Annotated in this window: 24 protein-coding genes; 16 read left to right on the forward strand and 8 right to left on the reverse strand. The window is 60.0% G+C overall.

Annotation, left to right across the window (positions count from 1 at the left end; genetic code table 11):
* Positions 1 to 24: 24 nt before the first annotated feature.
* Positions 25 to 1,239, reverse strand: coding sequence for an HlyD family secretion protein (locus AT6N2_RS06030; protein WP_063950907.1), 1,215 nt, complete (start codon positions 1,237 to 1,239; stop codon positions 25 to 27).
* Between the two features lie 160 nt (positions 1,240 to 1,399).
* Between AT6N2_RS06030 and AT6N2_RS06035 the strand changes: the two genes are divergently transcribed.
* The 5 genes from AT6N2_RS06035 (at position 1,400) to lysS (ending at position 8,443) form a co-directional block, all read left to right on the forward strand.
* Positions 1,400 to 2,086: a TetR/AcrR family transcriptional regulator gene (locus tag AT6N2_RS06035; protein WP_063950906.1), complete on the forward strand. Its 687-nt coding sequence runs from the start codon at positions 1,400 to 1,402 to the stop codon at positions 2,084 to 2,086.
* Between the two features lie 162 nt (positions 2,087 to 2,248).
* On the forward strand, positions 2,249 to 3,007 hold the full coding sequence (locus AT6N2_RS06040) for a TerC family protein (protein WP_063950905.1): 759 nt from the start codon (positions 2,249 to 2,251) through the stop codon (positions 3,005 to 3,007).
* Between the two features lie 244 nt (positions 3,008 to 3,251).
* Complete coding sequence (locus AT6N2_RS06045; protein WP_063950904.1) at positions 3,252 to 5,024, forward strand: SLC13 family permease; 1,773 nt, start codon at positions 3,252 to 3,254, stop codon at positions 5,022 to 5,024.
* Positions 5,025 to 5,236: 212 nt separating this feature from the next.
* Positions 5,237 to 6,694, forward strand: a complete 1,458-nt coding sequence (gene gltX, locus AT6N2_RS06050; protein ID WP_209089266.1) for a glutamate--tRNA ligase — start codon at positions 5,237 to 5,239, stop codon at positions 6,692 to 6,694.
* Between the two features lie 249 nt (positions 6,695 to 6,943).
* A complete protein-coding gene (gene lysS, locus AT6N2_RS06055; RefSeq protein WP_004445220.1) occupies positions 6,944 to 8,443 on the forward strand; it encodes a lysine--tRNA ligase in 1,500 nt (499 codons plus the stop codon).
* A gap of 38 nt (positions 8,444 to 8,481) precedes the next feature.
* Here the strand turns inward: lysS and AT6N2_RS06060 are convergent, their stop codons facing one another.
* Positions 8,482 to 9,186 (reverse strand): hypothetical protein, encoded by a 705-nt coding sequence (locus tag AT6N2_RS06060; RefSeq protein WP_209089269.1) that lies wholly within the window; start codon positions 9,184 to 9,186, stop codon positions 8,482 to 8,484.
* A 48-nt stretch (positions 9,187 to 9,234) separates the two neighbouring features.
* Positions 9,235 to 10,179, reverse strand: coding sequence for a hypothetical protein (locus AT6N2_RS06065; protein WP_233282483.1), 945 nt, complete (start codon positions 10,177 to 10,179; stop codon positions 9,235 to 9,237).
* A gap of 284 nt (positions 10,180 to 10,463) precedes the next feature.
* On the opposite strand from AT6N2_RS06065, the gene AT6N2_RS06070 reads away from it, so the two are divergent.
* The 5 genes from AT6N2_RS06070 (at position 10,464) to AT6N2_RS06090 (ending at position 14,234) form a co-directional block, all read left to right on the forward strand.
* Positions 10,464 to 11,354 carry a metal ABC transporter substrate-binding protein gene (locus AT6N2_RS06070; RefSeq protein WP_209089272.1) on the forward strand — a complete coding sequence of 297 codons (891 nt, stop codon included), beginning with the start codon at positions 10,464 to 10,466 and terminating at the stop codon, positions 11,352 to 11,354.
* On the forward strand, positions 11,351 to 12,259 hold the full coding sequence (locus AT6N2_RS06075) for a manganese/iron ABC transporter ATP-binding protein (protein WP_063950899.1): 909 nt from the start codon (positions 11,351 to 11,353) through the stop codon (positions 12,257 to 12,259). The genes AT6N2_RS06070 and AT6N2_RS06075 overlap by 4 nt, the downstream gene beginning before the upstream one ends.
* Positions 12,240 to 13,100 (forward strand): metal ABC transporter permease, encoded by an 861-nt coding sequence (locus AT6N2_RS06080; protein WP_209089275.1) that lies wholly within the window; start codon positions 12,240 to 12,242, stop codon positions 13,098 to 13,100. The genes AT6N2_RS06075 and AT6N2_RS06080 overlap by 20 nt, the downstream gene beginning before the upstream one ends.
* Positions 13,097 to 13,951, forward strand: a complete 855-nt coding sequence (locus AT6N2_RS06085; RefSeq protein ID WP_209089278.1) for a metal ABC transporter permease — start codon at positions 13,097 to 13,099, stop codon at positions 13,949 to 13,951. Before AT6N2_RS06080 ends, AT6N2_RS06085 begins: the two co-directional genes overlap by 4 nt.
* Before the next feature lie 109 nt (positions 13,952 to 14,060).
* Positions 14,061 to 14,234: a DUF1328 domain-containing protein gene (locus AT6N2_RS06090; RefSeq protein ID WP_003499086.1), complete on the forward strand. Its 174-nt coding sequence runs from the start codon at positions 14,061 to 14,063 to the stop codon at positions 14,232 to 14,234.
* 58 nt (positions 14,235 to 14,292) lie between these two features.
* Here AT6N2_RS06090 and AT6N2_RS06095 read toward each other — a convergent pair whose 3' ends face one another.
* Entirely contained in the window at positions 14,293 to 15,024 is a 732-nt protein-coding gene (locus tag AT6N2_RS06095; RefSeq protein ID WP_209089280.1) for an SDR family oxidoreductase, read from the reverse strand.
* A gap of 186 nt (positions 15,025 to 15,210) precedes the next feature.
* Here AT6N2_RS06095 and AT6N2_RS06100 point away from each other — a divergent pair, with 186 nt between their 5' ends.
* Positions 15,211 to 15,978, forward strand: coding sequence for an IclR family transcriptional regulator (locus AT6N2_RS06100; protein ID WP_209089283.1), 768 nt, complete (start codon positions 15,211 to 15,213; stop codon positions 15,976 to 15,978).
* A 257-nt stretch (positions 15,979 to 16,235) separates the two neighbouring features.
* Here the strand turns inward: AT6N2_RS06100 and tal are convergent, their stop codons facing one another.
* A complete protein-coding gene (gene tal / locus AT6N2_RS06105) occupies positions 16,236 to 17,201 on the reverse strand; it encodes a transaldolase (protein ID WP_144575346.1) in 966 nt (321 codons plus the stop codon).
* A 207-nt stretch (positions 17,202 to 17,408) separates the two neighbouring features.
* Here tal and AT6N2_RS06110 point away from each other — a divergent pair, with 207 nt between their 5' ends.
* A complete protein-coding gene (locus AT6N2_RS06110; RefSeq protein WP_063951100.1) occupies positions 17,409 to 18,389 on the forward strand; it encodes a sugar-binding transcriptional regulator in 981 nt (326 codons plus the stop codon).
* A gap of 45 nt (positions 18,390 to 18,434) precedes the next feature.
* Here the strand turns inward: AT6N2_RS06110 and AT6N2_RS06115 are convergent, their stop codons facing one another.
* The 3 genes from AT6N2_RS06115 to AT6N2_RS06125 form a co-directional block, all read right to left on the reverse strand.
* A complete protein-coding gene (locus tag AT6N2_RS06115; RefSeq protein ID WP_209089286.1) occupies positions 18,435 to 19,160 on the reverse strand; it encodes a polysaccharide deacetylase family protein in 726 nt (241 codons plus the stop codon).
* A gap of 62 nt (positions 19,161 to 19,222) precedes the next feature.
* Entirely contained in the window at positions 19,223 to 20,131 is a 909-nt protein-coding gene (locus AT6N2_RS06120) for a dihydrodipicolinate synthase family protein (protein ID WP_209089288.1), read from the reverse strand.
* Positions 20,132 to 20,236: 105 nt separating this feature from the next.
* A complete protein-coding gene (locus AT6N2_RS06125; RefSeq protein ID WP_063950891.1) occupies positions 20,237 to 20,638 on the reverse strand; it encodes a DUF930 domain-containing protein in 402 nt (133 codons plus the stop codon).
* 223 nt (positions 20,639 to 20,861) lie between these two features.
* Between AT6N2_RS06125 and AT6N2_RS06130 the strand changes: the two genes are divergently transcribed.
* From AT6N2_RS06130 to AT6N2_RS06145, 4 genes are all read left to right on the forward strand, one after another.
* A complete protein-coding gene (locus tag AT6N2_RS06130; protein ID WP_209089290.1) occupies positions 20,862 to 22,961 on the forward strand; it encodes a S9 family peptidase in 2,100 nt (699 codons plus the stop codon).
* Between the two features lie 483 nt (positions 22,962 to 23,444).
* Complete coding sequence (locus AT6N2_RS06135) at positions 23,445 to 24,455, forward strand: ABC transporter substrate-binding protein (RefSeq protein ID WP_063950888.1); 1,011 nt, start codon at positions 23,445 to 23,447, stop codon at positions 24,453 to 24,455.
* A gap of 246 nt (positions 24,456 to 24,701) precedes the next feature.
* Entirely contained in the window at positions 24,702 to 25,610 is a 909-nt protein-coding gene (locus tag AT6N2_RS06140) for an ABC transporter permease (RefSeq protein WP_209089292.1), read from the forward strand.
* Complete coding sequence (locus AT6N2_RS06145; protein ID WP_209089294.1) at positions 25,603 to 26,709, forward strand: quaternary amine ABC transporter ATP-binding protein; 1,107 nt, start codon at positions 25,603 to 25,605, stop codon at positions 26,707 to 26,709. Before AT6N2_RS06140 ends, AT6N2_RS06145 begins: the two co-directional genes overlap by 8 nt.
* Positions 26,710 to 26,716: the final 7 nt, after the last annotated feature.

Raw genomic sequence — 26,716 nt, forward strand, 5'->3', positions numbered from 1 at the left:
TCAACGGCGCATCAGCGATGCGCCTTACTTGGCTTCCGGGTTAACTTGCGCCGTTCTGGTGCCTTCCGGCGCCGTACGGGTATCGACATCGACAACGACGCTGAGGCCGGCGCGCAGATTGTGCTTTGCGAGGTCTTCCTTGGAGAAGACGATACGAACCGGCACGCGCTGGATGACCTTGGTGAAGTTGCCTGTCGCATTTTCCGGCGGCAGCATGGAGAAGACCGAGCCCGAACCGGGCGAGATCGACTGCACCGTGCCTTCAATCGTCGCATCGTCAAAGGCATCGACATGCACGCGCACCTTCGAACCGGGTACGACGCGGGCAAGCTGCGTTTCCTTGAAATTGGCGTCGATATAAAGCTCGTTCATCGGCACCAGCGAAGCCAGGCGCTTGCCGACAGAAACGAGATCGCCGTTCTGCACCGCCAGATTGCCGATGACGCCGTCATAGGGCGCCTTCAGAACCGTAAAGGACAGGTCACGGGCGGCCTTGTCACGGGAAAGCTGCAGCGAACGGATCGTGCTCTCGGCTTCCTCACGCTGGGCGCGCAATAGTTCGACATTGGCCTTGGCGGAGGAGATGGCGGCATCGCCGGCGACGACATTCGCCTTTGCCTGATCGAGCGCGACCTGCGCATTGTCGGACGCGGCGACCGTGCCGACATCTTTCGCCTGCAGCTCGCTCGCGCGCTTCTGGGTGATTTCCGCACCACGCAGTGCGGCATCCAGTGCGCCCTTTTGGGCCACGGCCTGCTCGAGCGCCGCTTCGCCGCCAATGATCTGGGCGTCGATACGCTTCAGCGACAGTTCCTCGGTGCGGATCTGCGCTTCGGCCTGCTCAAGAGCAATGCGATAGTCGCCATCATCGAGCGTCACCAGCGGATCACCCGCCTTGACTTCCTGGTTTTCGATGACGTTCACCTTGGCGACGTAGCCCGAAACCTTCGGCGCGATGACGGCGATATCGCCTTCGATATAGGCATCATCCGTCGAGACCAGAAAGCGGCCATCGACCCACCAGTTGTAACCGTACCAGCCGGCGCCAGCCAGCAAGGCGATCGCAATGACGGGAAGAAGCTTCGAGCGCTTCTTCTGCTTCGGCGCAGCCGTCGTCTGAGCAGGCGGCGCAGCCGGTGCCTCAGCCGGCTTTGCGGGAGAGGTCTCGGTCTTGGCGGAGATATCCGCCTCTTCCGCATCGTTGACGGCGCGAACCGCGCTATTCTTCTGGGCCGACATGAGAATGTACCGTGATAGATTGAAGAAAGTTTTTCGAACTGAACCGTTCGGTTCGATTGACTTAATCTCTTTCCTGACACATATCAAGTGTTATCGAACCGATTGGTTCGACGTTCGGTTAATTTTTTTTACGCCGTTGTGGTGCTATGAGGCGGCAGGGATGGCAGGCGAAGACAGGGATATGGACACGGAAACGGAAACGGTCTGTCCGGGCAACACCGCCGGGCGTTTTGCGGCAGGCGAAGACCCGGCCAAACGCGACCAGATTCTGGCGGGCGCGTGGCGCGTGTTCAAGCTCAAGGGCTTCGATGCGGCGAGCATGAACGACATCACGCGGGAAGCCGGCGTTTCCAAGGGCACGATCTATGTCTATTTCTCCAACAAGGAGGATTTGTTCGCGGCCCTCGTCGACCAGCATCGCCAGGAATTCGCAACGTCCATGCGCAACATCCTGGCTGGCACCGAGGAGGTGCGCGAAGGCCTTAAACAGTTCGGCAAGGCCTTCGCGAACAAGATGATCTGTTCCGATATGGTCCCGGCCATGCGCTCGGTTATCGGCGTCATCGACCGCATGCCCAAGCTCGCGCAGCGTTTTTTCATCGCCGCGCCCAACAATGTCCGTACCGTGCTTCAGGATTTCATCGAGCACCACATCGCGCTTGGCCACCTGAAAGTGGATGATGTGGAGCTGGCTGCGCGGCAATATATCGAGCTTTCCACCGGCACGTTTTTCAAGCTGCGGCTCTTCGGCGAAATCGACGGCCCGGTTCCGGAAGAGGAGCTGGACCGGGTGATCGCCAGCGCCATCAGGGTATTCATGGCCGCCTACGGAACCGACAAGGCCTGAGATCATTCAGCAACGGCGCAAGCGCCGATACGCGGACTGCGCGAAATTTCGATGAAATTATGCGCATCGGAGACGCGATCTCCTTGTTTCTCGCGTATTGCGCTATAAATTCCACCCACCGAATATTCGGCTAGCCTTGTTGCTGAAAGGAAAATTTCCCTGATGGAGTCCGTTCTCCCTCTCCTGTCCGACCCCGCCGCCTGGGTGGCGCTCGTCACGCTGATCGTCATGGAGGTCGTGCTTGGCATCGACAACCTGATCTTCATCTCCATCCTCACCAACAAGCTGCCGCCCGAACAACGCGAGAAAGCTCGCAAGATCGGCATCGGTCTCGCGCTCATCATGCGCCTTGGCCTGCTCGGCACCGTCGCATGGATCGTGCAGCTCACAACACCGGTCTTCGAAGCCTTTGGCCATCCCTTCTCCTGGAAGGACATGATCCTGATCGCCGGTGGCCTGTTCCTGGTATGGAAGGCGACCAAGGAAATTCACCACAACGTCGACCCGGAAGATCACAAGGAAGACATGGTGGGTGGTCCGGCCGCGATGAATTTCGGCGCCGCCATCGGCCAGATTCTGCTGCTCGACCTCGTTTTCTCTGTCGACAGCATCATCACCGCCGTTGGCATGACACCGCATCTGCCGATCATGATCGTCGCCGTCATCGTCGCCGTGACAGTGATGCTGCTGGCCGCAACCCCGCTTGCCAACTTCATCGAGCGCAATCCCACCATCGTCATGCTGGCGCTCGCCTTCCTGATGATGATCGGCACGACGCTGATCGCCGAAGGCATGGGCTTCCATGTTCCCAAGGGCTACGTCTATGCTGCCATGGCGTTTTCGGCGTTGGTGGAACTGCTCAATATGCTGGCCCGCAATGCAAGAAGCCGCAAGAAGGCAGGGACGAAAACGGTGCATTGATCGCACTCTCCTCCGTCATGCCGAAATTGATCCGGCATCCAACCAGCCCAAGTCCTTGGGCTGAAAAAACTCCTCTCGCCGCGCAGACGCGCGACGGCTGGATGCCGGCTCAGGGCCGGTATGACGAAGAATGCATGAACCTTCAGGTCCAGCCAAGGAACCGCCTCACCCCACCTTGCGTTCTTCGAAGTCATCACCGATAGAGCCCTCTATCGGTGCCTCACCTTCGAAAGCATGAGCCAACATGACGACAGACCAGATTCTCGCCTTTACCGTCATCGCCGGCATGATGGTCGCGTTCATCTGGGACAGGTTCCGTTACGACGTCGTCGCGTGCAGTGCGCTGCTGGTGGCGATTGCACTCGGCGTCGTGCCTTTCGACAAGGCGTTTTCGGGTTTTTCCGATGATATCGTCATCATCGTCGGCAGCGCGCTGGTGGTCAGTTCGGCGGTGGCGCGTTCAGGCATCGTCGACATGACGATCAAAAAATATTTCCCCGAAATGCACTCCAAAGGCCTGCAGCTTGCCTTTCTGATGATCGTCGTTGCCGTCATGTCGGCCTTCATCAAGAATATCGGCGCCCTCGCCATCATGATGCCGGTTGCCTTTCAGTTCGCCCGCAAGTCCGGCAGCCCCGTTTCCTATTATCTGATGCCCATGGCATTTGCCGCGCTTCTCGGCGGCCTGATGACGCAGATCGGCACCTCGCCAAACATCGTCGTCTCCCGCCTGCGAGAGGAGATGACGGGGCAAAGCTTCTCCATGTTCGACTTCACGCCTGTCGGGGCCGGCCTCACCGTCATCGGCATCATCTTCCTGACCTTCGGTTACCGGTTGCTGCCGGTGCGCAACCGGGAAAAGGCCTCGGTGGAGGATATTCTCGACCAATCCGCCTATACAGCCGAAGCGACGCTGCCCGCAGACAGCACCTTTTCGGAAAGGCCGCTGCGCGAGCTCCTCAAGCAGGCGGATGGCGATGTCATTGCCAGCACCATCCTGCGCGGACCGAGGCGCATCTCGCCCTTCCCCGACGTGAAGCTGAAGGCGGGCGATACCGTCATGCTCGAAGGCAGCCCGGAGGGCCTCGATCGCATCGTATCGCAGGCAAAGCTACTTCTCTCGGGCAAGCCGCTGATGGAGAACGGCCAGAAAGCGCCTGACCTCATTTCGATGGAAGCCGTCATCAGCAATGAATCGGTTCTGAACGGCATTTCGGCGCGCGAACTCGCACTCTCCTATACCCGCGGCGTCAATCTCATCGCGGTCAGCCGGCGCGGCCAGCGCGTCAGCCAGCGGCTGTCGGAACTGACATTGCAGGCCGGTGATGTCATCCTTCTACAGGGCGGCCGCAAGAACCTGCCTCAGGTTTTGCAGGAATTTTCGCTGCTGCCGCTGGCGCAGCGGGAAATCCTGCTTGGCGTTCAGCGCCGCGCATTTCTGCCGGTCATCGTGCTTGCCGCCGCCATGTTGGCCGCCGGCAGCGGGCTGGTCCCGGTCTCGGTCGCCTTTTTCGCGGCCGCTTTCCTGATGATCGTGGTCGGCGCCATTCCGCTGACCGAGGTCTATAAATCCGTCGATGGGCCGATCCTTGTGATGCTCGCCGCCCTCATTCCCGTCAGCGACAGTCTACGCACCAGCGGCGCCAGCGAGTTGATCGCAGGCTGGCTCGGGCATGCGGCGCAGGGTCTGCCGCCTTTCGCGGCGCTCGGCATGATCCTGCTCACCGCCATGGCGGTAACGCCCTTCCTCAACAATGCCGCCACGGTTCTGGTCATGGCCCCCATCGCCGCAGGTTTTGCCACCACCCTCGGCTTCCGGCCGGAGGCCTTTCTGATGGCGGTGGCGATTGGCGCTGGCTGCGATTTCCTCACCCCCATCGGCCACCAGTGCAATACGCTGGTCATGGGCCCGGGCGGATATCGTTTCAGCGACTATCCGCGGCTTGGCCTGCCATTGTCGATCATGATCGTCATCGTCAGCATCCCGATGCTGCTCTATGTCTGGCCGGTCAATTAAGGCCGGACGCTAGTGCCCGGCAGCGCCTCAGATTCCATATTTCCTTGACGCCTGCGGCAGAATATGGCCTAAGCCGAAGCCGAACGGGAATATGAAAAAGGCGCTTTCTTTTCGCCTTTCGACATGATGTCCTGCCGCATCCAAACGAAAACTCCGTGATATCTGGGTAAAACGCTCCGATGTCACTGCCACGTCCACGACGAGTGAATTTCATGACCACTTCCGGCGTTCGCGTCCGCATTGCACCTTCCCCCACCGGCGAGCCGCATGTCGGCACCGCCTATATCGCGCTGTTCAACTATCTCTTCGCCAAGAAACACGGCGGCGAGTTCATCCTGCGCATCGAGGATACCGACGCCACCCGCTCGACCCTCGAATATGAGCAGAAGGTGCTGGAAGCCCTGCGCTGGACCGGCCTTACCTGGTCGGAAGGCCCTGATGTTGGCGGCCCTTACGGCCCGTATCGCCAGTCCGAACGCAAAGCCATGTACTGGCCCTATGCCGAAGAGCTGCTCGAAAAAGGCCATGCCTTCCGCTGTTTCTGCACGCCCGAGCGGCTGGAGCAGATGCGTGAAGCCCAGCGCGCCGCCGGCAAGCCGCCGAAATATGACGGCCACTGCCTCAACCTGAAGGCCGAAGAAGTGACCGCCCGCGTTGCCGCCGGTGAAGCCAACGTCGTGCGCATGAAAATCCCGACCGAAGGCTCGTGCGATTTCCATGACGGTGTTTATGGCGATGTGTCGATCCCGTGGGATTCCGTCGACATGCAGGTGCTGATCAAGGCCGACGGCATGCCGACCTATCACATGGCCAACGTCATCGACGACCATCTGATGAAGATCACCCATGTGGCGCGCGGCGAAGAATGGCTGGCGTCCGTGCCCAAGCACATCCTGCTTTACCGTTATTTCGGCTGGCAGGAGCCGGTGTTCATGCATCTTTCGCTGATGCGCAACGCCGACAAGTCCAAGCTTTCCAAGCGGAAGAACCCGACCTCGATCTCTTATTACTCCGCGCTCGGCTACCTGCCGGAAGCGCTGATGAACTTCCTCGGCCTGTTCTTCATCCAGATCGCCGAAGGCGAAGAGCTTCTGACCATGGACGAGCTCGCCGCGAAGTTCGACCCGGAAGCGCTCTCCAAGGCCGGCGCCATCTTCGATATCCAGAAGCTGGATTGGCTGAACGGCCGCTGGCTGCGCGAAAAGCTTTCGCCGGAAGAGTTCATTGCCCGTACACTGGAATGGGCGATGGAAAATTCCCGCCTGACCGAGGGCCTGAAGCTTGCGCAGAGCCGCGTCTCCAAGCTCGGTGAGCTGCCGAACCTTGCCGGCTTCCTGCTCGCAAGCGATGCTGGCCTCACGCCCGCTTCCTTTGCCGGGCTGAAGAGCAAGCCGGAAGAAATCCACGAGATCCTCACCACCGTTGCAGCAGACCTCGAAAAGATGCCTGACTGGAACGTGGAAGCCATCGAGGCCGAGCTGCGCGATGTGGCGGAACGCACCGGCAAGAAGCTGCGCGTCGTCACGCCGCCGCTTTTTGTCGCCATGTCCGGGTCGTCGCGCTCGCTGCCGCTGTTTGACTCGATGGCGCTGCTTGGCCGCTCCGTCGTGCGCCAGCGCCTGAAGGCTGCGATTACCGTTGTGGCCACGATGGTTGGCAGCGGAAGCTGATGATGACGTGCTGGCGGTGACGGCAGCACACTGAAATATACCCCTATGCTTGGGGTACCCCCCTCTGCCCTGCCGGGCATCTCCCCCACAAGGGGGGAGATCGGATGCTGGACCCGCTCGCTCCATGGGCAAGGTGCCAGCCGCTTGTCGATCTCCCCCCTTGTGGGGGAGATGTCCGGCAGGACAGAGGGGGGTGATCCAGAGCGCCACGGGTAACCGCAACGAACAAGCCCGCTAAAGGCAAACACGATGACCGACACCAAGACCGAAACCACCGCCCTTTCCTCCGACGCGACAGAAGTGCGCCGCCAGAAACTTGCGCTGCTGCGCGAGCAGATCGGCGACGTTTACCCGGCGCATTTCCACCGCACGATGAGCAATGCGGAACTCGCGGAAAAATACGCCGACATCGAAGCCGACGTCGAAACCGGCGATACGGTGACCGTGGCGGGCCGCGTTTATTCCTCGCGCAATTCCGGCATGTTCATGGACATCCATGACGCCTCGGGCAAGGTGCAGATTTTCTCGCACAAGGATACGACGCCGGAAGCGGCGCGCAACCTGCTGCCGATGATCGATATCGGCGACATCATCGGTGTGACCGGCAAGGTGCGCCGCACCAAGCGCGGCGAGTTGACGATCAATGCCGAAGAAATCACCATGCTGACGAAGTCGCTGCTGCCAATGCCCGAAAAGTGGCACGGCGTCTCCGACATCGAGCTGCGTTACCGCAAGCGCCACCTCGACATTCTCTCCAACGAGGAGTCCAAGCTGCGCTTCCTGCAGCGCTCCAAGATTCTCTCCGGCATCCGCCGCTTCATGGAGGCCGAAGGTTTCCTCGAAGTCGAAACGCCGATGCTGCAGACCGTCTATGGCGGCGCGACGGCCGATCCGTTCAAGACCTTCCACAACACGCTGAAGATGGACATGTATCTGCGCATCGCGCCGGAACTGTTCCTGAAGCGCACGCTGGTATCAGGCCTTTCCGACAAGGTCTTCGAAATCAACCGCAACTTCCGCAACGAAGGCGTTTCCACACGGCACAATCCTGAATTCACCATGATGGAATGCTACTGGGCCTATGCCGATTACGAGGACATCATGGGTCTCGTGGAGCGGCTGTTCGAGACGCTGGCGATCTCGCTGCATGGCACCACCGAGGTGGAATTCCAGGGCCAGACGATCTCGTTCAAGGGTCCGTTCAAGCGCGTGCCAATGCCCGATGCGGTGAAGGAAGCAACCGGTATCGACTTCCTCGCCATCAAGACCGACGAAGAAGCCCGCGCTGCCGCCAAGGCCGCCGGTTTTGCCGTCGAGAAGGACTGGACCTGGGGCGAATGCCTTGCCTTCATCTTCGAAGAGAAGGTGGAAGGCACGCTGATCCAGCCAAGCCACGTCACGCATTTCCCGAAGGACATCTCGCCGTTTGCCAAGGAAGTGCCGGGCGAACCGCGCCTCGTCGAGCGTTTCGAAAGCTATTGCAACGCCTGGGAAGTGGGCAACGCCTTCTCTGAACTCAACGATCCGGAAGAACAGCGCCGCCGCATGGTGGAGCAGCTGGAACAGGCCCACGCCCGCGGCGAAAAGGACAAGCAGCTGGACGACGAGTTCCTCGACGCCATCGACCAGGGCATGCCGCCCGCCGGCGGCCTCGGCATCGGCGTCGACCGCCTGATCATGCTGCTCACCAACGCCCCGTCGATCCGCGACGTCATCCTCTTCCCGGCCCGCCGCAACAAGGCGGATTGAACTTATCCGGAATGACCGGGGCGGTTTGTTGACCGCCCCTAGGAAGTGTGTTCAGAGTCTTTCGTCGCCTCAAGTTCTTTGTCGTTCGCCTCGATCCATCGCTCAAGCTTTTCGACAAGATCTGGCCATACGTGGTCATACTCATGGTGGAACGTCTCCATACACAGTTCCATCGATCCCAGATGCCGGTTCCCGAATATCTCTATCCACCGATTGGAGAAGTGTATTTCGAACTCATCATGGTCAATCTTCGAGTATCCCATACAGAGTCCCTGATAGCTCGGGTGAGAGCTCTCAGAAAGGTCAGCATACTGCGACATTATTCCAGGATAACGCTTATCACACTTATCCAAGACTGTGACGATGTTAAGCGAATATGGCAAATCACCGTTATTACGGGATCCCAATAACAAGACGGCGGTTTTCTCTGCGAACGTGTGAAAGTTTAACTTCTGTTCGAGGACATCCTGCATGAGCTGGTTTAGGTAAATTAAGGTGGCGAGGGTCTCAAACCCACTCCGCAACAAGATGCGCGCGCCGAGGCCATTTCCGTTCCTGTGCAATTCGTATGACTGTGTCATTAGGTCGGTAAACCGCCAGAACACCGCTTCTCTGAGCATCCATACACGGAAAGCGGCTTTCCACTTGTAGACGATTGAGTTGCGAGAAAGCAGTCCACCTACGGGAATATTTGAGGAGAGCGATGCTTTCCAGTTAATAAGGTTTTGCTCGATTGCATCCATGATGTTTGACCACCGCTAGTGACACTATACGCGGCGGTGAACGGGAAACTAATGCCCCGACTTTCCGACACCAGGCTCTTCTGCCACCGCCGCCTCGCCCGCCTGCTTCTCTTCCGCCGCCTGTGCGGTGGTCGAGCCTTTGCCGAAGATCAGGGACTTGAGGTAACTCAGGCTGAAGATGCTGCCGCCATCGGCTTCTGGCGTCGAGGTCAGGAGTTCGTCGGTGCCGGTTTCGCCGTGCGCTTCGGGAGATGGCGTGTCGCCATGGGTTTCGGGGCTTGCTTCTCCGTGGCCGGTTTCGGCTGGGGTCGCGCCATGTTCGGCAGCCGCCTCGCCCTTGCCTTCACCGTGGCCCGTGCCTTCACCGTGGCCCTTGGTGGACTTGCCGTCGTGACCGCCGCCTTCAGTGTCGGTGACGGGCGATGCACAGTCGGTGAAATCGCTGAGGCCCGCCGCCATGGCTTCGGTGTCTTCGAGCGGAAGATCGATGCGCAATCCGTAGAACTGCCCGCTGGCATTGGCCGCACCATCGTAATAATAGGCAGAATAGCGGTGTGCATCTGCGCCTTCCGGAATTTTCGCCAGATCGGGAATGAAAACCACCTGGGCGGCAATCGCCCGGCCGCGCATTTCTGACCGTAATTGCGGCCCGTTGGCGTCTAGGACGGATACCTGAACGAGATCGGGTTTCTGCTTGTCATAGACGGCTTTTGCGACGCGCAAGGCGGTCTTCAACCGCTCCTTGCCGTCTCCACCGCTGGTGCGGACGAATTTGCGAACCCACAGGGCGCCGTTCTTGCGGATGTTGACCGTCTGGACTGCGTCGCAGGAAAGCCCGTTGGTGGCGGCATAGGATGGGCCGAGCAGCCGCTCGCTGCCGATGAAAACGGCAGCAGACCCGGTCGCACCTGCCAAAAGCAGGATCCCGCCTCCGATCATAACGAGCTTGCGCGAAAACCGCATTCGTCCGAATACAGCTTTCACCCGCAACATCCTGACATCAAGTACCCCGTTTTGCGCCCTCGCCCCACAACGTGGCTCGATGGATGAGGAACACACGCAGGACAAGCTTCGGACCACGCTGTCCGAGCCTTGCGATAGTGCCGCTTTCTCATTGAAAAAAGTTTAATCCCCGAGGCCAAACCCGCGCAAAAACGCGTCATTTTCGGACACGCCCAAAATCTCCTGAATTGCGAATGATTTGCAATAGCGTTGACAAGGATGACTTTATGGCCGATGGTATTGCGAATTAGTTGCAACAAAATCTGGTGAGCTCCGTGAACCTCCATAAAATCCGGCATGCCGTTTTCGCGCTTTCTCTTTTCATCCCGGGCGTGGCGCTTGCCGAAGAAAAACCCGTGGTCGTGACGACCTTCACCATCATCGCCGATATGGCGCGCAATGTGGCGGGCGGGGCGGCGGACGTGGAGAGCATCACCAAGCCGGGCGCCGAAATTCACAACTACCAACCCACGCCGCGCGATATTCTCAAGGCCCGCAAGGCGAACCTGGTCCTGCGCAATGGGCTCAATCTGGAATTGTGGTTTGAGAAGTTTCTGGCCAACCTCTCCGGCGTTCCCGATGTGACGGTGAGCGAGGGCGTGGAACCGATGGCGATCAGCGGCGGGGCCTACCAGGGAAAACCCAATCCCCATGCCTGGATGTCGCCCGATAACGCCCTGATCTACGTAGAGAATATCCGCAAGGGTCTTGCACAAGTCGACCCTGCCCATGCCGATATCTACGCCGCCAATGCCAAGGCCTATTCGGACAAGATCAAGGCGACCGTGCAGCCAATCCGCGATGCGCTGTCGTCCCTGCCTGAAGACAAGCGCTGGTTGGTCACAAGCGAGGGGGCATTCTCCTATCTCGCCCGGGATTTTGGTCTGAAGGAACTCTTCCTCTGGCCGGTCAATGCCGACAGTCAGGGCACACCACAACAGGTGCGCGGCGTGATCGACGCCATGCGTGCGCACAATATCAGGGTCATATTCAGCGAGAGCACGGTGTCGCCCGATCCCGCCCAGCAGGTGGCCAAGGAGACCGGCGCGGCCTATGGCGGCATCCTCTATGTCGACTCGCTGAGCGAGGCCGATGGTCCGGTGCCGACCTATCTCGACCTGCTGCGCGTGACGGGCGAAACCATCGCCAAAGGCCTGTCTTCATGAGAATGAGCAGTAAGAAAACAGGCGGCGGCCTGACGGTTCAAAATGCGACAGTCACCTATCGCAACGGCCACACCGCGTTGCGCAACGCCAGTTTCTCCATCCCCCGCGGAACCATCACTGCACTTGTCGGCGTCAATGGCGCCGGCAAGTCCACGATTTTCAAGGCGATCATGGGTTTCGTGCCGTTGGCGGCCGGATCCGTTTCCATTTTCGACCTGCCGGTGAAGGAGGCGCTGAAGAAGAACCTTGTCGCCTACGTGCCGCAGGCGGAAGAGGTGGACTGGAGCTTTCCGGTGCTGGTCGAGGATGTGGTGATGATGGGCCGTTACGGCCACATGAATTTCCTCCGCATCCCCTCGAAACGCGACCACCGGATGGTCGAGGACGCGCTAAAACGCGTCAACATGCTCGATTATCGAAAACGACAGATCGGAGAACTCTCCGGCGGCCAGAAGAAGCGGGTGTTTCTCGCCCGCGCGCTGGCGCAGGAAGGCCAGGTCATCCTTCTGGATGAGCCCTTCACCGGTGTCGACGTGACGACGGAAGAGCAGATCGTTGCCCTTTTGAAGGCACTGCGCGACGAAGGCCGCGTCATGCTGGTCTCCACCCATAATCTCGGCAGCGTGCCTGAATTCTGCGACCGCGCCGTCTTCGTCAAGGGGACGGTCCTTGCTTCCGGACCGACGGAGGATACGTTTACCGAAGAAAACCTGCAAAATGCCTTCGGCGGCAGCCTGCGACATTTCATTCTCGGCGGCGCGGAGCTGCATGACGATGCCGATCCGCGCCGTCTCAAAGTCATCACCGATGACGAGCGGCCCTTCGTGATCTATGGCCGGAACGGCCAGAAGGACACATTCCGACGCGCATCGAAGGACAAGGCTGATGATAAACAGTCTTCTTGAGCCCTTCACCTATGGATACATGCTGAACGCCATCTGGGTCAGCGCGCTGGTGGGCGGCGTCTGCGGTTTTCTCTCCGCCTATCTGATGCTGAAGGGCTGGTCGCTGATCGGCGATGCGCTGTCCCACGCCATCGTTCCCGGCGTCGCGGGCGCCTATATGCTGGGCCTGCCCTTTTCGCTCGGCGCTTTTCTCTCCGGTGGGCTTGCGGCCGGGTCGATGCTGTTTCTGAACCAGAAAACGCGGCTGAAGGAAGACGCAATCATCGGGCTGATCTTCACCTCCTTCTTCGGACTTGGCCTCTTCATGGTGTCGCTGTCTCCCACCTCGGTGAATATCCAGACGATCGTGCTCGGCAACATTCTCGCAATCACCACCGAAGACACCATCCAGCTGGCGTTGATCGGCGGCATCAGCCTCCTCGTCCTCTCGTTGAAATGGCGCGACTTCATGGTGGTCTTCTTCGATGAGAACCATGCCCGCACCGTGGGCCTGAAACCCGATGTGCTGAAGGTGATCTTCTTCACCTTGCTTGCCGCGTCCACGGTCGCCGCATTGCAGACCGTCGGGGCCTTCCTCGTCGTCGCCATGGTGGTGACGCCGGGCGCGACCGCCTATCTCCTGACCGACCGTTTCGAGCGGCTGATCCTGATGAGCCTCATCATCGGCGCGGCCACCAGCTTTGTCGGCGCTTATCTCAGCTATTTCCTCGATGGCGCGACGGGGGGCGTCATTGTCGTGCTGCAGACGGCGATCTTCCTCGCCGCCTTCATCTTCGCGCCGAAACACGGCCTGCTTGCCTCCAAAGCCAAGGCCCGCAAGGAGCTGGAGGACGCGCCATGAGTGAATATCTCGAACTGGCCATTCTGCCGTTCCAGCTGCCCTTCATGCAATATGCCTTCGCCATCACGCTGATGATCGCGGTGCCGATGGCAATGCTTTCCTGCTTTCTGGTGCTGAAGGGCTGGTCGTTGATGGGGGATGCGGTTTCCCACGCCGTGCTGCCCGGCGTGGTGGTGGCCTATATCGTTGGCCTACCGCTTTCCATCGGCGCTTTCATTGCCGGCATGATCTGCGCGCTTGGAACCGGTTTCATCAAGGAAAACAGCCGCATCAAGGAAGACACGGTGCTTGGCATCGTCTTTTCCGGCATGTTCGGGTTGGGGCTTGTGCTTTACGTGAAGGTGCAGAGCGATGTGCATCTCGACCACATCCTCTTCGGCGACATGCTGGGCATTGCGCCCTTGGACATGGTGGAGACCGGGCTGATTGCGCTGTTCGCCACGCTGTTCCTCGGCGTGCTGCGCAAGGATCTGCTGGTCAACGCTTTCGATGCGCAGCATGCCAGAGCCATCGGTCTGCCGGTGCGCCTGCTCCATTACGGCCTCCTGATGGTTCTGTCGCTCACCGTGGTCGGCGCGCTGAAGGCGGTGGGCATCATTCTATCGGTGGCGATGCTCGTTGCGCCGGGCGCCATCGCCTTCCTGCTGACCCGACGTTTTTCCGCCATGCTGCTGGTGGCCATTACGGTTGCGGCCGCCTCGTCGCTTGCAGGCATCTGGCTGAGTTTCCTGATCGACAGCGCCCCTGCCCCGACAATCGTGCTCTTCATGAGCATCACCTTCGTCGCGACCTTCATCCGCACCACCTTGAAAGCGCGCCGCACATCCGCGGCCAGCGAGGCGGGCTTCTAAAGGAACGATTTTTGCGGGCGTGTGGAACATTTTCCCCTTTTGCGCGTCATTTTACCGAGCCTGTCGCGGGGCGGCTGGCTCGGGAAAATTCTGCAAAAGGGGAAGCGCCATGTTGAAATGGGCTCTTATTTTCTTCGTCATTTCTTTGATCGCAGGCGTGTTCGGCTTCACCGGCATTTCCGCCGCGGCGGCGGGCGTTGCCCGTATCCTGTTCTTCATCGCCGTGGTGATCTTCCTGGTCTTCCTCGTGCTTGCACTGATGGCCGGCAGCGCCGTCGTGTGAATAAAAAAGGCGACCGGTTTTCACGCCGGTCGCCTCGCTTTTCTTCCATATAACTTTATCAGCCCGTCCAGCCGCCATCGATCACGTGGATCTGGCCGGTGGTGAAACCTGCCTCGTCGGACGCAAGGTAGGTGACGAGCGCTGCGATTTCTTCTGGCGTTGCAATGCGGCCCATCGGCTGGCGCGCGATGAAGTCGGCCAGCGCCTGTTCGTAATTGCCGGTGGCGCGCAGACGGTCGTGCAGCGAAGGGCTATCGACAGTGCCGGGGCAGATCGCGTTGCAACGGATGCCCTTGGTGACGAAATCGGCCGCAATCGCCTTGGTGAGGCCCACGACGGCAGCCTTGGAAGCGGTATAGGCGAAACGGTTCGGCACGCCCTTCACGCTTGAAGCGACCGAGGACATGTTGACGATCGCGCCCTTGCCCTTTTCCAGCATGCCTGGCAGGAAAGCGCGGCAGGTTCGGTACATGGCCTTGGCATTCAGGTCGAAGGAGAAATCCCAGTCCTTCTCCTCGCAGTCAAGGATAGTGCCGGCATGAACGAAGCCGGCGCAGTTGAACAGCACATCCGCATGGCCGATATCGGCCGCGAAATCCTTGACGCCGTCGCCGTCAAGCACGTTCAGAACCCGGGTTTCCGCACCTTCCAGGGTCGAAAGCGCCTGTTCATTGATATCGGTAGCGATGACGCGCGCACCCAGCGAGATGAAGCGCTCCGCCGTTGCCCGCCCGATACCCTGACCGGCGGCGGTGATCACCACTGTCCGGCCGTTAAAATCCTGCACCATGAATAGCCTCCCGCTAAGGCGCGCCCACCTTTCACGATGGACCGCTGAATTTGATTGATCTCAAATATGGATCGACAATTCATATGTAAACGCGGTATTCATATGGCGTCAAGCAAACTTGCGCGTATGGCGGCAGGGCAACCCAATTTGTGCTCATGCCGCGCAGCGAAACACCACCGAGGTCAGATGACTGAAGACGACAGCGACCGATATCGCGCCCCAGCCCTCGACAAGGGGTTGGACATTCTCGAACTTCTGGCCCGCACCGATGGTGGGCTGACGCAGATCGAAATCGCCAAATCGATCGGCAAGAGTCCGAACGAGCTATATCGCATGCTGGATCGGCTGGTGCGCCGGGGCTATGTCCACCGGCTGGAAGGCGACCGGTTTTCGCTGACGCTCAAAATGTTCGGACTGGCGCATTTCCATGCGCCGATCCGGCGGCTGGTTTCATTTGCCGCGCCCGTCATGCGCGATTTCTCCGCCAGCGCCGAGCAGGCGTGTCATCTCGCCGTTTACGACCGGGGCAGTGTTGTCGTCATTGCACAGCAGGAATCGGCGACCTATTGGGCCATGTCCATGCGCGTCGGCGCGCAGATGAGCCTGTTCCACACCGGCTCCGGCCATGTGCTTCTGGCCTTCCAGACGGACGCACAGCGCGAGATCATGATCGCCGAGCAGGTGCGCGGCAGCGGCGACACCGTTCCTGCCGGCCTCGCCGAGCGCCTGGCGACCGTGCGCAGAAACGGCATAGAATCCATGGACAGCCTTCAGACTGCCGGCGTGCGCAACATTTCCGCGCCGGTGCTGACGCTCGACGGTACCGCCCTTGCCGTCATCACCTGCCCTTACATCACCCCGCTCGGCGGCAAGGCACCGACACGCGAAGCCTGCGAGGGGCTGATCCGGGAGGCAGCGACGCGCATTTCGGAAATCGTCACGGGCGGCGCCTGAGCCCAAAAAAACGCGACCGGCAGGGATCCGATCGCGTTTCAATTGACTGGAGATTTATGCTTCGTAAACGCGGTGGGAGCTTAAAATGTTCCGCCGAGGTCAAAGACGAGGAGGCGATCTCCCGTTTTCGTCATCCTCGGGCCTGTCCCGAGGATCTGCAACCGATTGATTTCACGCAGCATGGATTGACCCTCGGGACAAGCCCGAGGATGACGTTACGTGTGTGGCAGGGCCACCGGAAGCCTTAGCTCCACCCCTTAAGCCGCGGCGGCCGTCAGTTCCTTGCGGACCATTTCGCGCAGCGTTACCAGGTCCTTGGCAAACAGGCGGATGCCTTCCGAAAGCTTCTCCGTAGCCATCGCGTCTTCGTTCAGCGCCCAGCGGAATGCCTTTTCGTCCAGGGACTGCAGTGGCTCGGCCTTGACGTTGTCAGCCGAAAGCTTGCGCTCCAGCTTGCCGGTGTCCTTGTCCAGTTCTTCCAGCAGCGCCGGGCTGATCGTCAGGCGGTCGCAGCCGGCAAGGGCTTCGATCTCGCCGACATTGCGGAAGGACGCGCCCATGACGACGGTGCTGATGCCGTTCGCCTTGTAATAATTGTAGATGCTGCGCACGGAAACAACGCCCGGATCGGTCTCGGCGGTGTAGTTCTCACCGGTCGATTTCTTGTACCAGTCAAGGATACGGCCGACGAAGGGCGAAATGAGGAAGACCTTGGCTTCAGCGCAGGCAATTGCCTGGGCCTGCGAGAAAAGGAGCGTCAAGTTGCAGTCGATGCCTTCAGACTGCAGAACCTCAGCGGCCTTGATGCCTTCCCAGGTGGAGGCAAGCTTGATGAGGATGCGTTCGCGCTCGATACCGCGCTCCTTGTAGGAGGCGATGATCTGGTGCGCCTTGGCGATGGAGGCTTTGGTATCGAAAGAAAGGTCCGCATCCACTTCCGTCGAGACGCGGCCGGGAACGAGGCCGGCCAGCGCAGCGCCGACCGAAATGGCGAGACGGTCTGCCACGGCGGCAACAACGGCGTCGGACTGGCCGCCCTGCTTCTTGCCCCAGGCGACGGCTTCCTTCACAGCGTCGGCGAACGCCGGCGTGCCGAGTGCCTTCAGAACGATTGTCGGGTTGGTGGTGCAATCCACCGGCTTCAGGCGCGCAACCGCCTCGATATCGCCGGTGTCGGCAACGACTGTGGTGATGGCGCGAAGTTGTTCGAGTTTGGATGTCATATCTGATGATCCTTCATGATCTCTTGAAAACTTGCTCAGCCGTCATTTCGTTCCCGCACCGGAAGGTGCGCCCAAGGCCGAAATCGCGGTTTCGTCGGCTCCAACTATCGCAAGCCGCAGGCGCGAAAGTCAAGACATTTGCGCATCGCAATTGACATAAGTTTCACGCCTGCGATACTCGAGGTCCTGTAAAAATTGGCGGAAACCGTGGCGAAACTGAGAAGAGACACCCATACGACCTATTCCGAAGCGGCTTCGCTGAGGCTGCGGGCGGCGTGGCTTTATTACAATCAGGGCATGACGCAGAAGGATGTCGCCGAAAAGCTCGGCATCAGCCGCTCCACCGTGATCCGGCTTCTGGACGAGGCCATGAAGCGCTCGGAAGTGCAGATCTGGATCAACGAAGGGATCGAGGATTTCGTGTCGCTGGCCGGTCAGCTCGAGGCGGCCTACGGGCTGGACGAAGCTGTCATCATCCCCTCTCCGTCCGCTGACAGAACGACCGCCGAGGGCACCGCGAAAGCGGTTGGCCTCGCGCTCGGTCAGTTCCTGTCCGAGACAGTGCCGAACGACGCCACCATCGGTGTCGGCTGGGGCCGCACCATGACAGCTTCGCTCTCCAGTTTTCGGCCGCCGCGCCGGGAGAACTGCAAGGTCGTCTCGCTACTGGGCGGCATCGTCGCCGTGCACCAGACCAACCCGCTCGATTATACCTGGCGGCTGGCGAGCGCCCTCGGCGCGGAATGTTACATGTTCCTTGCACCGCTGCTGGTGGACTCGGTCGAGACAAAACGGGCGCTGATCGAAAAATGCGGGCTTGCCACGCTTTACAACCTTGCCGAAACGCTCGATCTCGCCATCGTCTCCTGCGGCGATATCGGCCCGCACTCCACCTCCCTGTCGGAAGGCTTCATTTCGAAGGAGACACTGCGTGAGCTTGTCGAGGCCGGCTGCGTCTGTGACACCATGTTCAACTTCATCGATGCCGAAGGGCGCTCGGTCGATCACCCGATCAATCAGCACGCCATGGCGATCGACCTCGACACATTGCGCAAGGCCAAACACATTGTGCTCGCCTCCGGAGGCGCACATCGTGCCATCGCCATCCGCGCCACGATCAAGCGCATCGGATGCAATACGCTGATTACGGATGAAGCCGCAGCACGGGCTTTGATGGAGCTTGCATAGGCTCATCCGCCACGTTCGATGACAATACGGACGCGACGCCCCGCCCTAGTTTCCCGGCGGCGCGAAGGACGGGTCGTCCAGCCGCGTGAAAACCACGCCGCGTGCCTTGAGCGCCAACAGGCCCTTCACCACGCCCTCGCCCGCCTCGTGGGTGGGCTGGTTGATGTGGGAGATGATGACATCGCCATTCTTCGCCGCAGCGATATGTTTGGCCGTCGCAGCGGCACCGAGCAGCGAGCCGCCGTCGCCATTGACGGAGTAACCCGCCACCCGAATGCCAAGCCTGTTGATGGTTGTCATGGAGGACGCCGTATATTTCGCCGTCGCGCCCCGGAACCATTGCGGCTGGATGCCGGTGGCGGCGACGATCGCCTGACGGCCGCCTTCCACTTCCTGCACCACCGCAGCCTCAGAGCCGGCGGCGGCGATGCCATAGATGGACACGGGTTTATCCACCGCCGGCACATGGTTTTCGCCGTGGTTTTCGATCTCGAACAGGTCGGGATTTGCCATCAGCACCGCGAGTGCCTCGCTGTTGTGTTTCAGCCAGCGGGCGGTCACGAAGATCGTCGCGGGAATGCGCTCGCGCACCAGCGTATCGAGAATGCGATGATCGGTCTTGCCCATGCAGGCATCGAGCGTCATCGCCACCCGCACCTTGCCATCATGCTGCGGCGACATTTTCAGCGATGGCTCGACAAGGCCGTTTGCCGCAAAGGCGGTCGTGGCGGCAGAGGCGAACAGGGCAGCAATAATGAGACGACGCAGCATTTTCATCTTCCGCAATGTGGCAGAGTGTATTCCCGTGGCAATCCGCCCGCAAAGCGCCCGAATTATGGCGCGGTTTTGAGCACCGACAGGGCTTCCAGCGCCTCTTCCACCCGCTGCCGCTCCGCGCTCGTGAGCGGCAGGATCGGCCGGGGCGGTTCGCTCACCGTCAGCGACAGGATATTGGCGGCTGCATAGACCACGCGGATGCTGCCGAATTCCCTGAACAGCCCCCAGAGCGGCTGGAAGGCCGCATCGATCCGTTTGACCTCTTCCGTATCGCCAGCCTGCGCCGCCCGCATCAATTGCAGCGCCGCAACCGGCAGCAGGCCGGCAATGACACTGTACCAGGCGTCACCGCCGGCGAGGGTCGCCTCGGCGCAGCCCCAATCGCCGCTGTAACCGATGGCGAAATCCTCTGACAGCTTCGGCCTCAGCCGCGCAAGCTCGCCAGCATAATCGGAATCGGCGGGCAGCGGCATCTTGATGGCGCGGATATTGGGGATATAGGCGAGCCGCACCAGAAGTTCGTCGCTGAAGGTGAAGCGGGTGGTCGTCGGGTTGTTGTAGATGACAAGCGGCAGGGCCGTCGCGCCGGCCACAGCGGCGAAATGGTGATAGGCCTCTTCCTGCGTCAGCGGCGTGTAGGAGACTGGCGCAAGCAAGAGCGCATCCGCGCCGGCGGCCTGCGCATCCTTTGCCAGCGCTACGGCTTCATCAGTGCGCAACGCCCCAACGCCGGCCACCAGTGTGCGCCTGCCCTTGAGGATGGCGGCGGCCGCTTCGATGGCACGGCGCCTCTCCTCACGCGTGAGATACATATAGATGCCGGTGCTGCCGAGAATGCCGACGGAATCGACCGCTGCCCCATCCAGCCGCTCGATCAGGGCAGAAAAGGCCTCGACATCGACCCGCCCGGCCTCGTCAGCCGGCGTGATCGGAAAAGCCGACAATCCCTTAAATCGCGTCACCATGTTTACGTCCCTCACCTCGATCAGAAGTCAGGGTTACAGAGGCGGCCGCGCGGCGGCAACCGAAGCGCCGGTTAAAGGCTGACCTGAAATCGAAAAATTCCGCGATCAGTCATAAAGATACAACTTCTTCCACTGTTCTTCGGGGATCTTGTCGCCCACACGGTAATCAAAGGACTGAATGGAGAGGCTGTCGCTTTTCAGCTGGCACTTGTATTTCAACCTGTACCATTCCCCGGCACTTCTGAAGGCCGCGCCCGGTGCCTTGATGGAGTTCTTGCCGACTTCGGGATCGCCATAGGTGTAGGCGATGACCTTGTCGGGTTTCATGCCCTTCTGCTCCGTCGCGATACGCTCCATCGCCTCGATATCACAGCGCTGTTCCAGACGCTCTTCGGGGGCCAGCGCATTCAGCTGGCGCATGACGCTGGCATCGATCGCAAAAGCGGGGTTGAAGGCGTGCAAGCCAAGGAAAAAGGCAGAAAGGGCAGCGGGAAGAAGCTTTCGCATGGGGTCCTGTCAGTTTTTTCGTTTGTTCTTGTGGTGGGCGGCAGGCTGGCTGGCCTGTATCCATCATCGCTGATTTGCGGGATATTGCCAAAATGTGATCGAAAGCCGACGAAATTGTGCCAACGCCTCATTTCCCCTGTGGAGATTTTGAAACTTGATCGGCCGCACACCGCACTCTACATCTTGGTACCGCTCAAGAAATTTACAGGAAAGCGAGTTTCCCTTGCCGATTTTCAAGAACCTGCCCGCCGCCCCGACCGCCGAAAAACGGCCGGTTCAGGATACGCATCACGGCATCACCCGCGCCGACGATTACGCCTGGTTCCGGGCCGATAACTGGCAGGCCATGTTCAAGGACACCTCCATTCTCGACCCCGCCATCCGCGCCCATCTGGAGGCGGAAAACGCCTATATGGAAGCGGCGATGGGCGACACCAAGGCACTTCAGGAAAAGCTGTTCGAGGAGATGAAGGGCCGCATCAAGCAGGATGATTCCTCCGTGCCCGTCAATGACGGACCCTATGCCTATGGCACGCTTTTCGTGACCGGCGGCGAACAGCCGCATTATTTCCGCACCCCGCGCGGCGGCGGCGAAAAACATGTACTGCTGAATGGCGACAAGGAGGCCGAGGGCAAGGATTATTTCCGTCTGTCCGGTCTCGACCAGTCTTCCGATCACAGTCATGGCATCTGGGGTTACGACGACAAGGGCTCCGAATATTTCACCCTGCGCATCCGCAACCTCGAAAGCGGCGAGGACCTTGCCGATATCGTCGAAAACACCGGCGGCGGCGGCGCGTGGGCGCCCGATGGCAAGAGCTTCTTCTATACGCTGCAGGACGAGAACCACCGGCCTTCCAAGGTCTTCCACCATATTATCGGTGAGCCGCAATCGGCCGACCGGCTGGTCTATGAGGAAAAGGATCCCGGTTTCTTCATGGGCGTCGGTGCGTCCGTTCTCGACGACTTCATCTTCATCGACATTCACGACCACGAGACCAGCGAATATCGCATTCTCTCCACGAAAGACCTGACCGCCGAACCGGCTGTCGTAGCGGAGCGTGAGGAAGGCATCGAATATTCGATGTGCGAAGGCGGCGACGTCTTTTTCATCCTCACCAATGACGGCGATGCCAAGGATTTCCGCATTGTGGAAGCCCCGGTCACCGCGCCGGGCAAGGAAAACTGGAAAGAGGTCGTGCCGCATGAGCCGGGCCGGCTGATCCTCTCCGTCGATGCCTATGCCCGCCATCTGATCTGGCTGGAGCGCCGTGACGGCCTGCCGCGCATCGTCATCCGTGACCGCCGCACGGGCGAGGAACATTCCATCGCCTTTGCCGAGGAGGCCTATTCGCTCGGCCTGCATGGCGCGGCGGAATATGACACTGACGTCATCCGTTTCTCCTATTCCTCGATGACGACGCCAAGCCAGCTGTTCGATTACGACATGGTGACGCGCGAGCGCACGCTTCTGAAGACGCAGGAAGTGCCCTCCGGCCACAACCCCGACGATTATATCACCCGCCGCATCATGGCCCCTGCCCATGACGGCGAGCTGGTGCCGGTCTCCCTGCTTTACCGCAAGGACGTGCCGCTCGATGGGTCCGCTCCCTGCCTGCTCTATGGCTATGGCGCTTACGGCATCACCATTCCCGCGTCCTTCTCCACCACGACGCTGTCTCTGGCGGACCGCGGTTTCATCTATGCCATCGCCCATATTCGCGGCGGCAAGGACAAGGGTTTCGAATGGTATGAAACTGGCAAGATGGAGCATAAGCAGAACACCTTCAAAGACTTCATTGCTGCTGCCGATCATCTCGTTCAGGAAGGCTTCACGTCTTACGAGCGCATCATCGCCGAGGGTGGTTCTGCCGGCGGCATGCTGATGGGCGCTGTCGCCAATATGGCGCCGGAGAAATTCGCCGGCATTATCGCCGCCGTTCCCTTCGTGGACGTGCTGACGACCATGCTGGACGACACGCTGCCGCTGACGCCGCCGGAATGGCCGGAATGGGGCAATCCGCTGGAATCGGCGGAAGAATATGGCTGGATCGCCGCCTACAGCCCCTATGACAATGTCGCCGCCAAGCCTTACCCTCCGATTCTGGCGCTTTCCGGCCTCACCGATCCGCGCGTGACCTATTGGGAACCAACGAAATGGGTGGCGAAGCTGCGCGAAAAAACGACGGGTGAAGCGCCGATCCTGCTGAAAACCAACATGGCAGCGGGCCATGGCGGCAAGTCGGGGCGTTTCCAGCGCCTGGAGGAAATAGCCTTCGAATACGCCTTCGCGCTGAAGGTGGCCGGCAAGGACGCCGTGTGACCTCCACTCCGGGCGGCACGCGTTGCCGCCCGCCTCGTTTGGCACAAAAATACCCTCCGAAAAACGATTTCAGATTATTTTTTCCACAAAATTACCCAACAATTTCTTATTTAAATAAAACCCACCTATCGGATGAATTTTTATTGTGTTTCGATGAAAAATTGCGATTTTTTGTTGAATAATAAAATATACCGCATGTATTATTGAATCCGGAAAATCGTTCCGTAAATTACCTGCATGGCTGCCTTGCGTCATATCGCGTTGCAATATCACTTTTTCGCCGTATTATGCACGCCGTTGACATATTCATGCGCCTTCCCGCCGCTGTTTCTGCGGCAAGTTCGCGGCTTGTTCTGCGGATAGTCTCTCGCCGGATTTTTCGGCATTTCCACGCGCCATGTCAGTTCGCCCTTGGCAATCCGGGCTTTGCAGTGCTCCCGCTTTGCCAATTGAAAACACTGCATCAGACTTGGAGGTCTCCTCATGAAGAAACTCCTGGCCTCGACCATTCTCGTAACGGGCTTTACCATCGCTGCCGGTGCAGCATCTTCCGCCAACGCCGCAGAGACCTGTGGCAACATCTCCATCGCCGAAATGAACTGGGCATCCGCCGGTGTCGCGGCTTACGTCGACAAGTTCATCATGGAAAACGGCTATGACTGCACGGTCAACGTCGTCAGCGGCGACACCACCCCCACTTTCACCTCCATGAACGAAAAGGGCCAGCCGGACATGGCGCCCGAAATGTGGGTAAACACGCTGGGCGCTCCCTATGAGGAAGCGGTGAAAAGCGGCAACCTCATTCAGGAAGTCAAAATCCTGAGCGATGGCGGCGTTGAAGGCTGGTGGATCCCGAAATATCTCGCCGACGACCATCCTGACATCAAGACGGTGGAAGACGCGCTGAAGCATCCCGATCTGTTCCCTGCCCCTGAAGACGCCAGCAAGGGCGCCGTGTTCGGCTGCCCGCCGGGCTGGGGCTGCCAGCCGACAACCGCCAACCTGTTCAAGGCCCGCAAGGCCGATGAAAAGGGCTTTGCGCTTGTTGATACCGGTTCCGCAGCCGGTCTGGATGGCTCGATTTCCAATGCCTATGAAAAGAAGCAGGGTTGGCTCGGCTATTATTGGGCTCCAACGGCCATTCTCGGCAAATACGATATGGTGAAGCTGGACGACGGCGTGGCGCTGGACCGCGAGGCCTACGACAACTGCATCGCCAAGCCCGATTGCGCTGACCCGAAGCCGAATGCCTATCCGGTGGCGGAGGTCTTCACCGTCGTGACCAAGGACTTCGCCGAAAAGGCGGGCCCTTCCATCGACTACATCCGCAAGCGGCAGTGGGACAACGACACCGTCGCCAAGGTTCTGGCGTGGATGGATGAGAACCAGGGCACCAACGAAGATGGGGCCGAGTATTTCCTCGAGAACAACGAGGACATCTGGACGAAGTGGGTTTCGCCCGAGGTAGCGGAGAAGATCAAGGCTTCGATGTGATGGATTGATGGGGGAGTCGGCGCAAGCCGCTTACCCCCCCTCTGCCCTGCCGGGCATCTCCCCCACAAAGAGGGAGATCGGCTGGGCGCACCCTCCTCACAAATCCGCGACGTGCGTGATGGGCGTATCTCTCACCGCTGGTCGATCTCCCCCTTGTGGGGGAGATGTCCGGCAGGACAGAGGGCGCATGCCAAGCCTCCGTCGCCCACGGCACCTCCCCCAAAACCCAAAGGGAAAACAACAATAATGGCCCTCTGCACCTACCTGCCGGACCTGCTCTGCAAGTTCCCGGCGATCGACAACACCACCATGCGCGTGGCGCGCAAGACCATCGATGACGGCTTTCGCGATATCGTGCGCAATTACGGCGATGCGATCGATGTCGTCGTGCATCCGCTGCAGCTCTTCCTCAATTCCTCGGAGCGGCTGTTCATCCAGACCCCGTGGATCATCACCATGCTGGTCATTCTCGCCATCGTGCATCTGGCCGGGCGCAGCTTCAAGATCACGGCCGGAACCGCCCTTTCCCTGCTGATGATCGGCGCCGTCGGCCTCTGGCGCGATGCCATGACGACGCTCTCCATCGTGGCCATCGCCACCCTGATCGCCATCGTCATCGGCCTGCCGCTCGGCATCCTGATGGGTCGTTCGGAACGCCTGCAACGTCTCATCAATCCCGTGCTCGACGTGATGCAGACCCTGCCCAGCTTCGTTTATCTCATCCCCGTGGTGGTGATTTTCGGCATCGGCAAGGTTCCGGGCCTGATCGCAGTGGTGATCTATGCCATTCCGCCGGTCATCCGCCTCACCAGCCTCGGCATCCGCCTCGTTGATCGCGAAGTGCTTGAGGCGGCAGACGCCTTCGGCTCCTCCAACGGTCAGAAGCTGTTCAACGTACAGCTGCCGCTGGCACTGCCGACCATCATGACCGGCATCAACCAGACCATCATGATGGCGCTCGCCATGGTCGTCGTCGCCTCCATGGTCGGCGTCGGCGGTCTCGGCAAGAATGTGCTGCAGGCCATCAACAACCAGTTCTTCACGGTGGGCTTCCTGAACGGTTTCGCTCTGGTCGCCATCGCCATCATGTTCGACCGGGCGAGCCAGGCTTTCGGCAAGCGCCTGCAGAAATACCGCGAGGTCTCCCATGGCTAAAAGCATCGAAATCAGGAATCTTTACAAGATCTTCGGCAAGCATCCCGAGAAATATCTCGAAGCGGTGCGTAAAGGCATGGACAAGGTGGAGCTGAACGACAGGCACAATCACGTGCTTGGCCTCAACAACATCAACATCACCATGCCGGGCGGCAAGATCACCGTCGTCATGGGGCTGTCAGGCTCCGGCAAATCGACGCTGATCCGCCACATCAACCGGCTGATCGACCCGACAGCCGGCGAGGTTCTCTATGACGGCGAGGACATTTGCGGCATGAGTGCTTCGGCGCTCAGGCAATTCCGCCGCCACAAGACGGCTATGGTGTTCCAGAAATTCGGCCTTCTGCCACATCGCACCGTGCTCGAAAACAGCGTCTACGGCCTCGATATCCAGGGCGTGCCGCGCAGCAAGAGCGAGGAAAAAGGCCGCTACTGGCTGGAGCGTGTCGGCCTTGCCGGTTACGAGGACTATTATCCGAACCAGCTTTCCGGCGGCATGCAGCAGCGTGTGGGCCTTGCGCGGGCGCTGGCCAATGACGCCGATATTCTGCTGATGGACGAGGCCTATTCGGCTCTCGACCCGCTGATCCGCGTGGATATGCAGACGATGCTGCTCGATCTGCAACAGGAGTTGAAGAAGACCGTCGTGTTCATCACCCATGATCTGGATGAGGCCCTCAGGCTCGGCGACCACATTGCCATCCTGAAAGACGGCGAAGTGGTGCAGCAGGGCGACGGCCAGAGCATCATCCTTTCACCGGCCGATGGTTACGTCACCGACTTCGTGCGCGACGTCAATCGCGGCCGCGTGCTGCAGGCAAACACGGTCATGGAGCCGCTGGAGAGCAAGCCAGAGGGCATGCCGGTTCCCGAGACCGCGACGCTCGAAACCATCGCCCGCGATCTCTCTGAAGCCAACGAGACGCAGGCTCATGTGGTGGACGAGGACGGCAAACCGGTCGGCAGCATCGGGCTCGACACGCTGGTGGCTGCGATGGTGACGCCGGCGCCGCAGGAGGTGGAGGTGAAGGCGGAAGCGGCGGAGGAACCGGAGAAGCTCCAGGAAACGGTTGTGCCGATGGAGAAGGAAACGGCATAATCCGACA

The sequence above is a fragment of the Agrobacterium tumefaciens genome (assembly GCF_017726655.1).
Classification (GTDB): Bacteria; Pseudomonadota; Alphaproteobacteria; order Rhizobiales; family Rhizobiaceae; genus Agrobacterium; species Agrobacterium tumefaciens_B.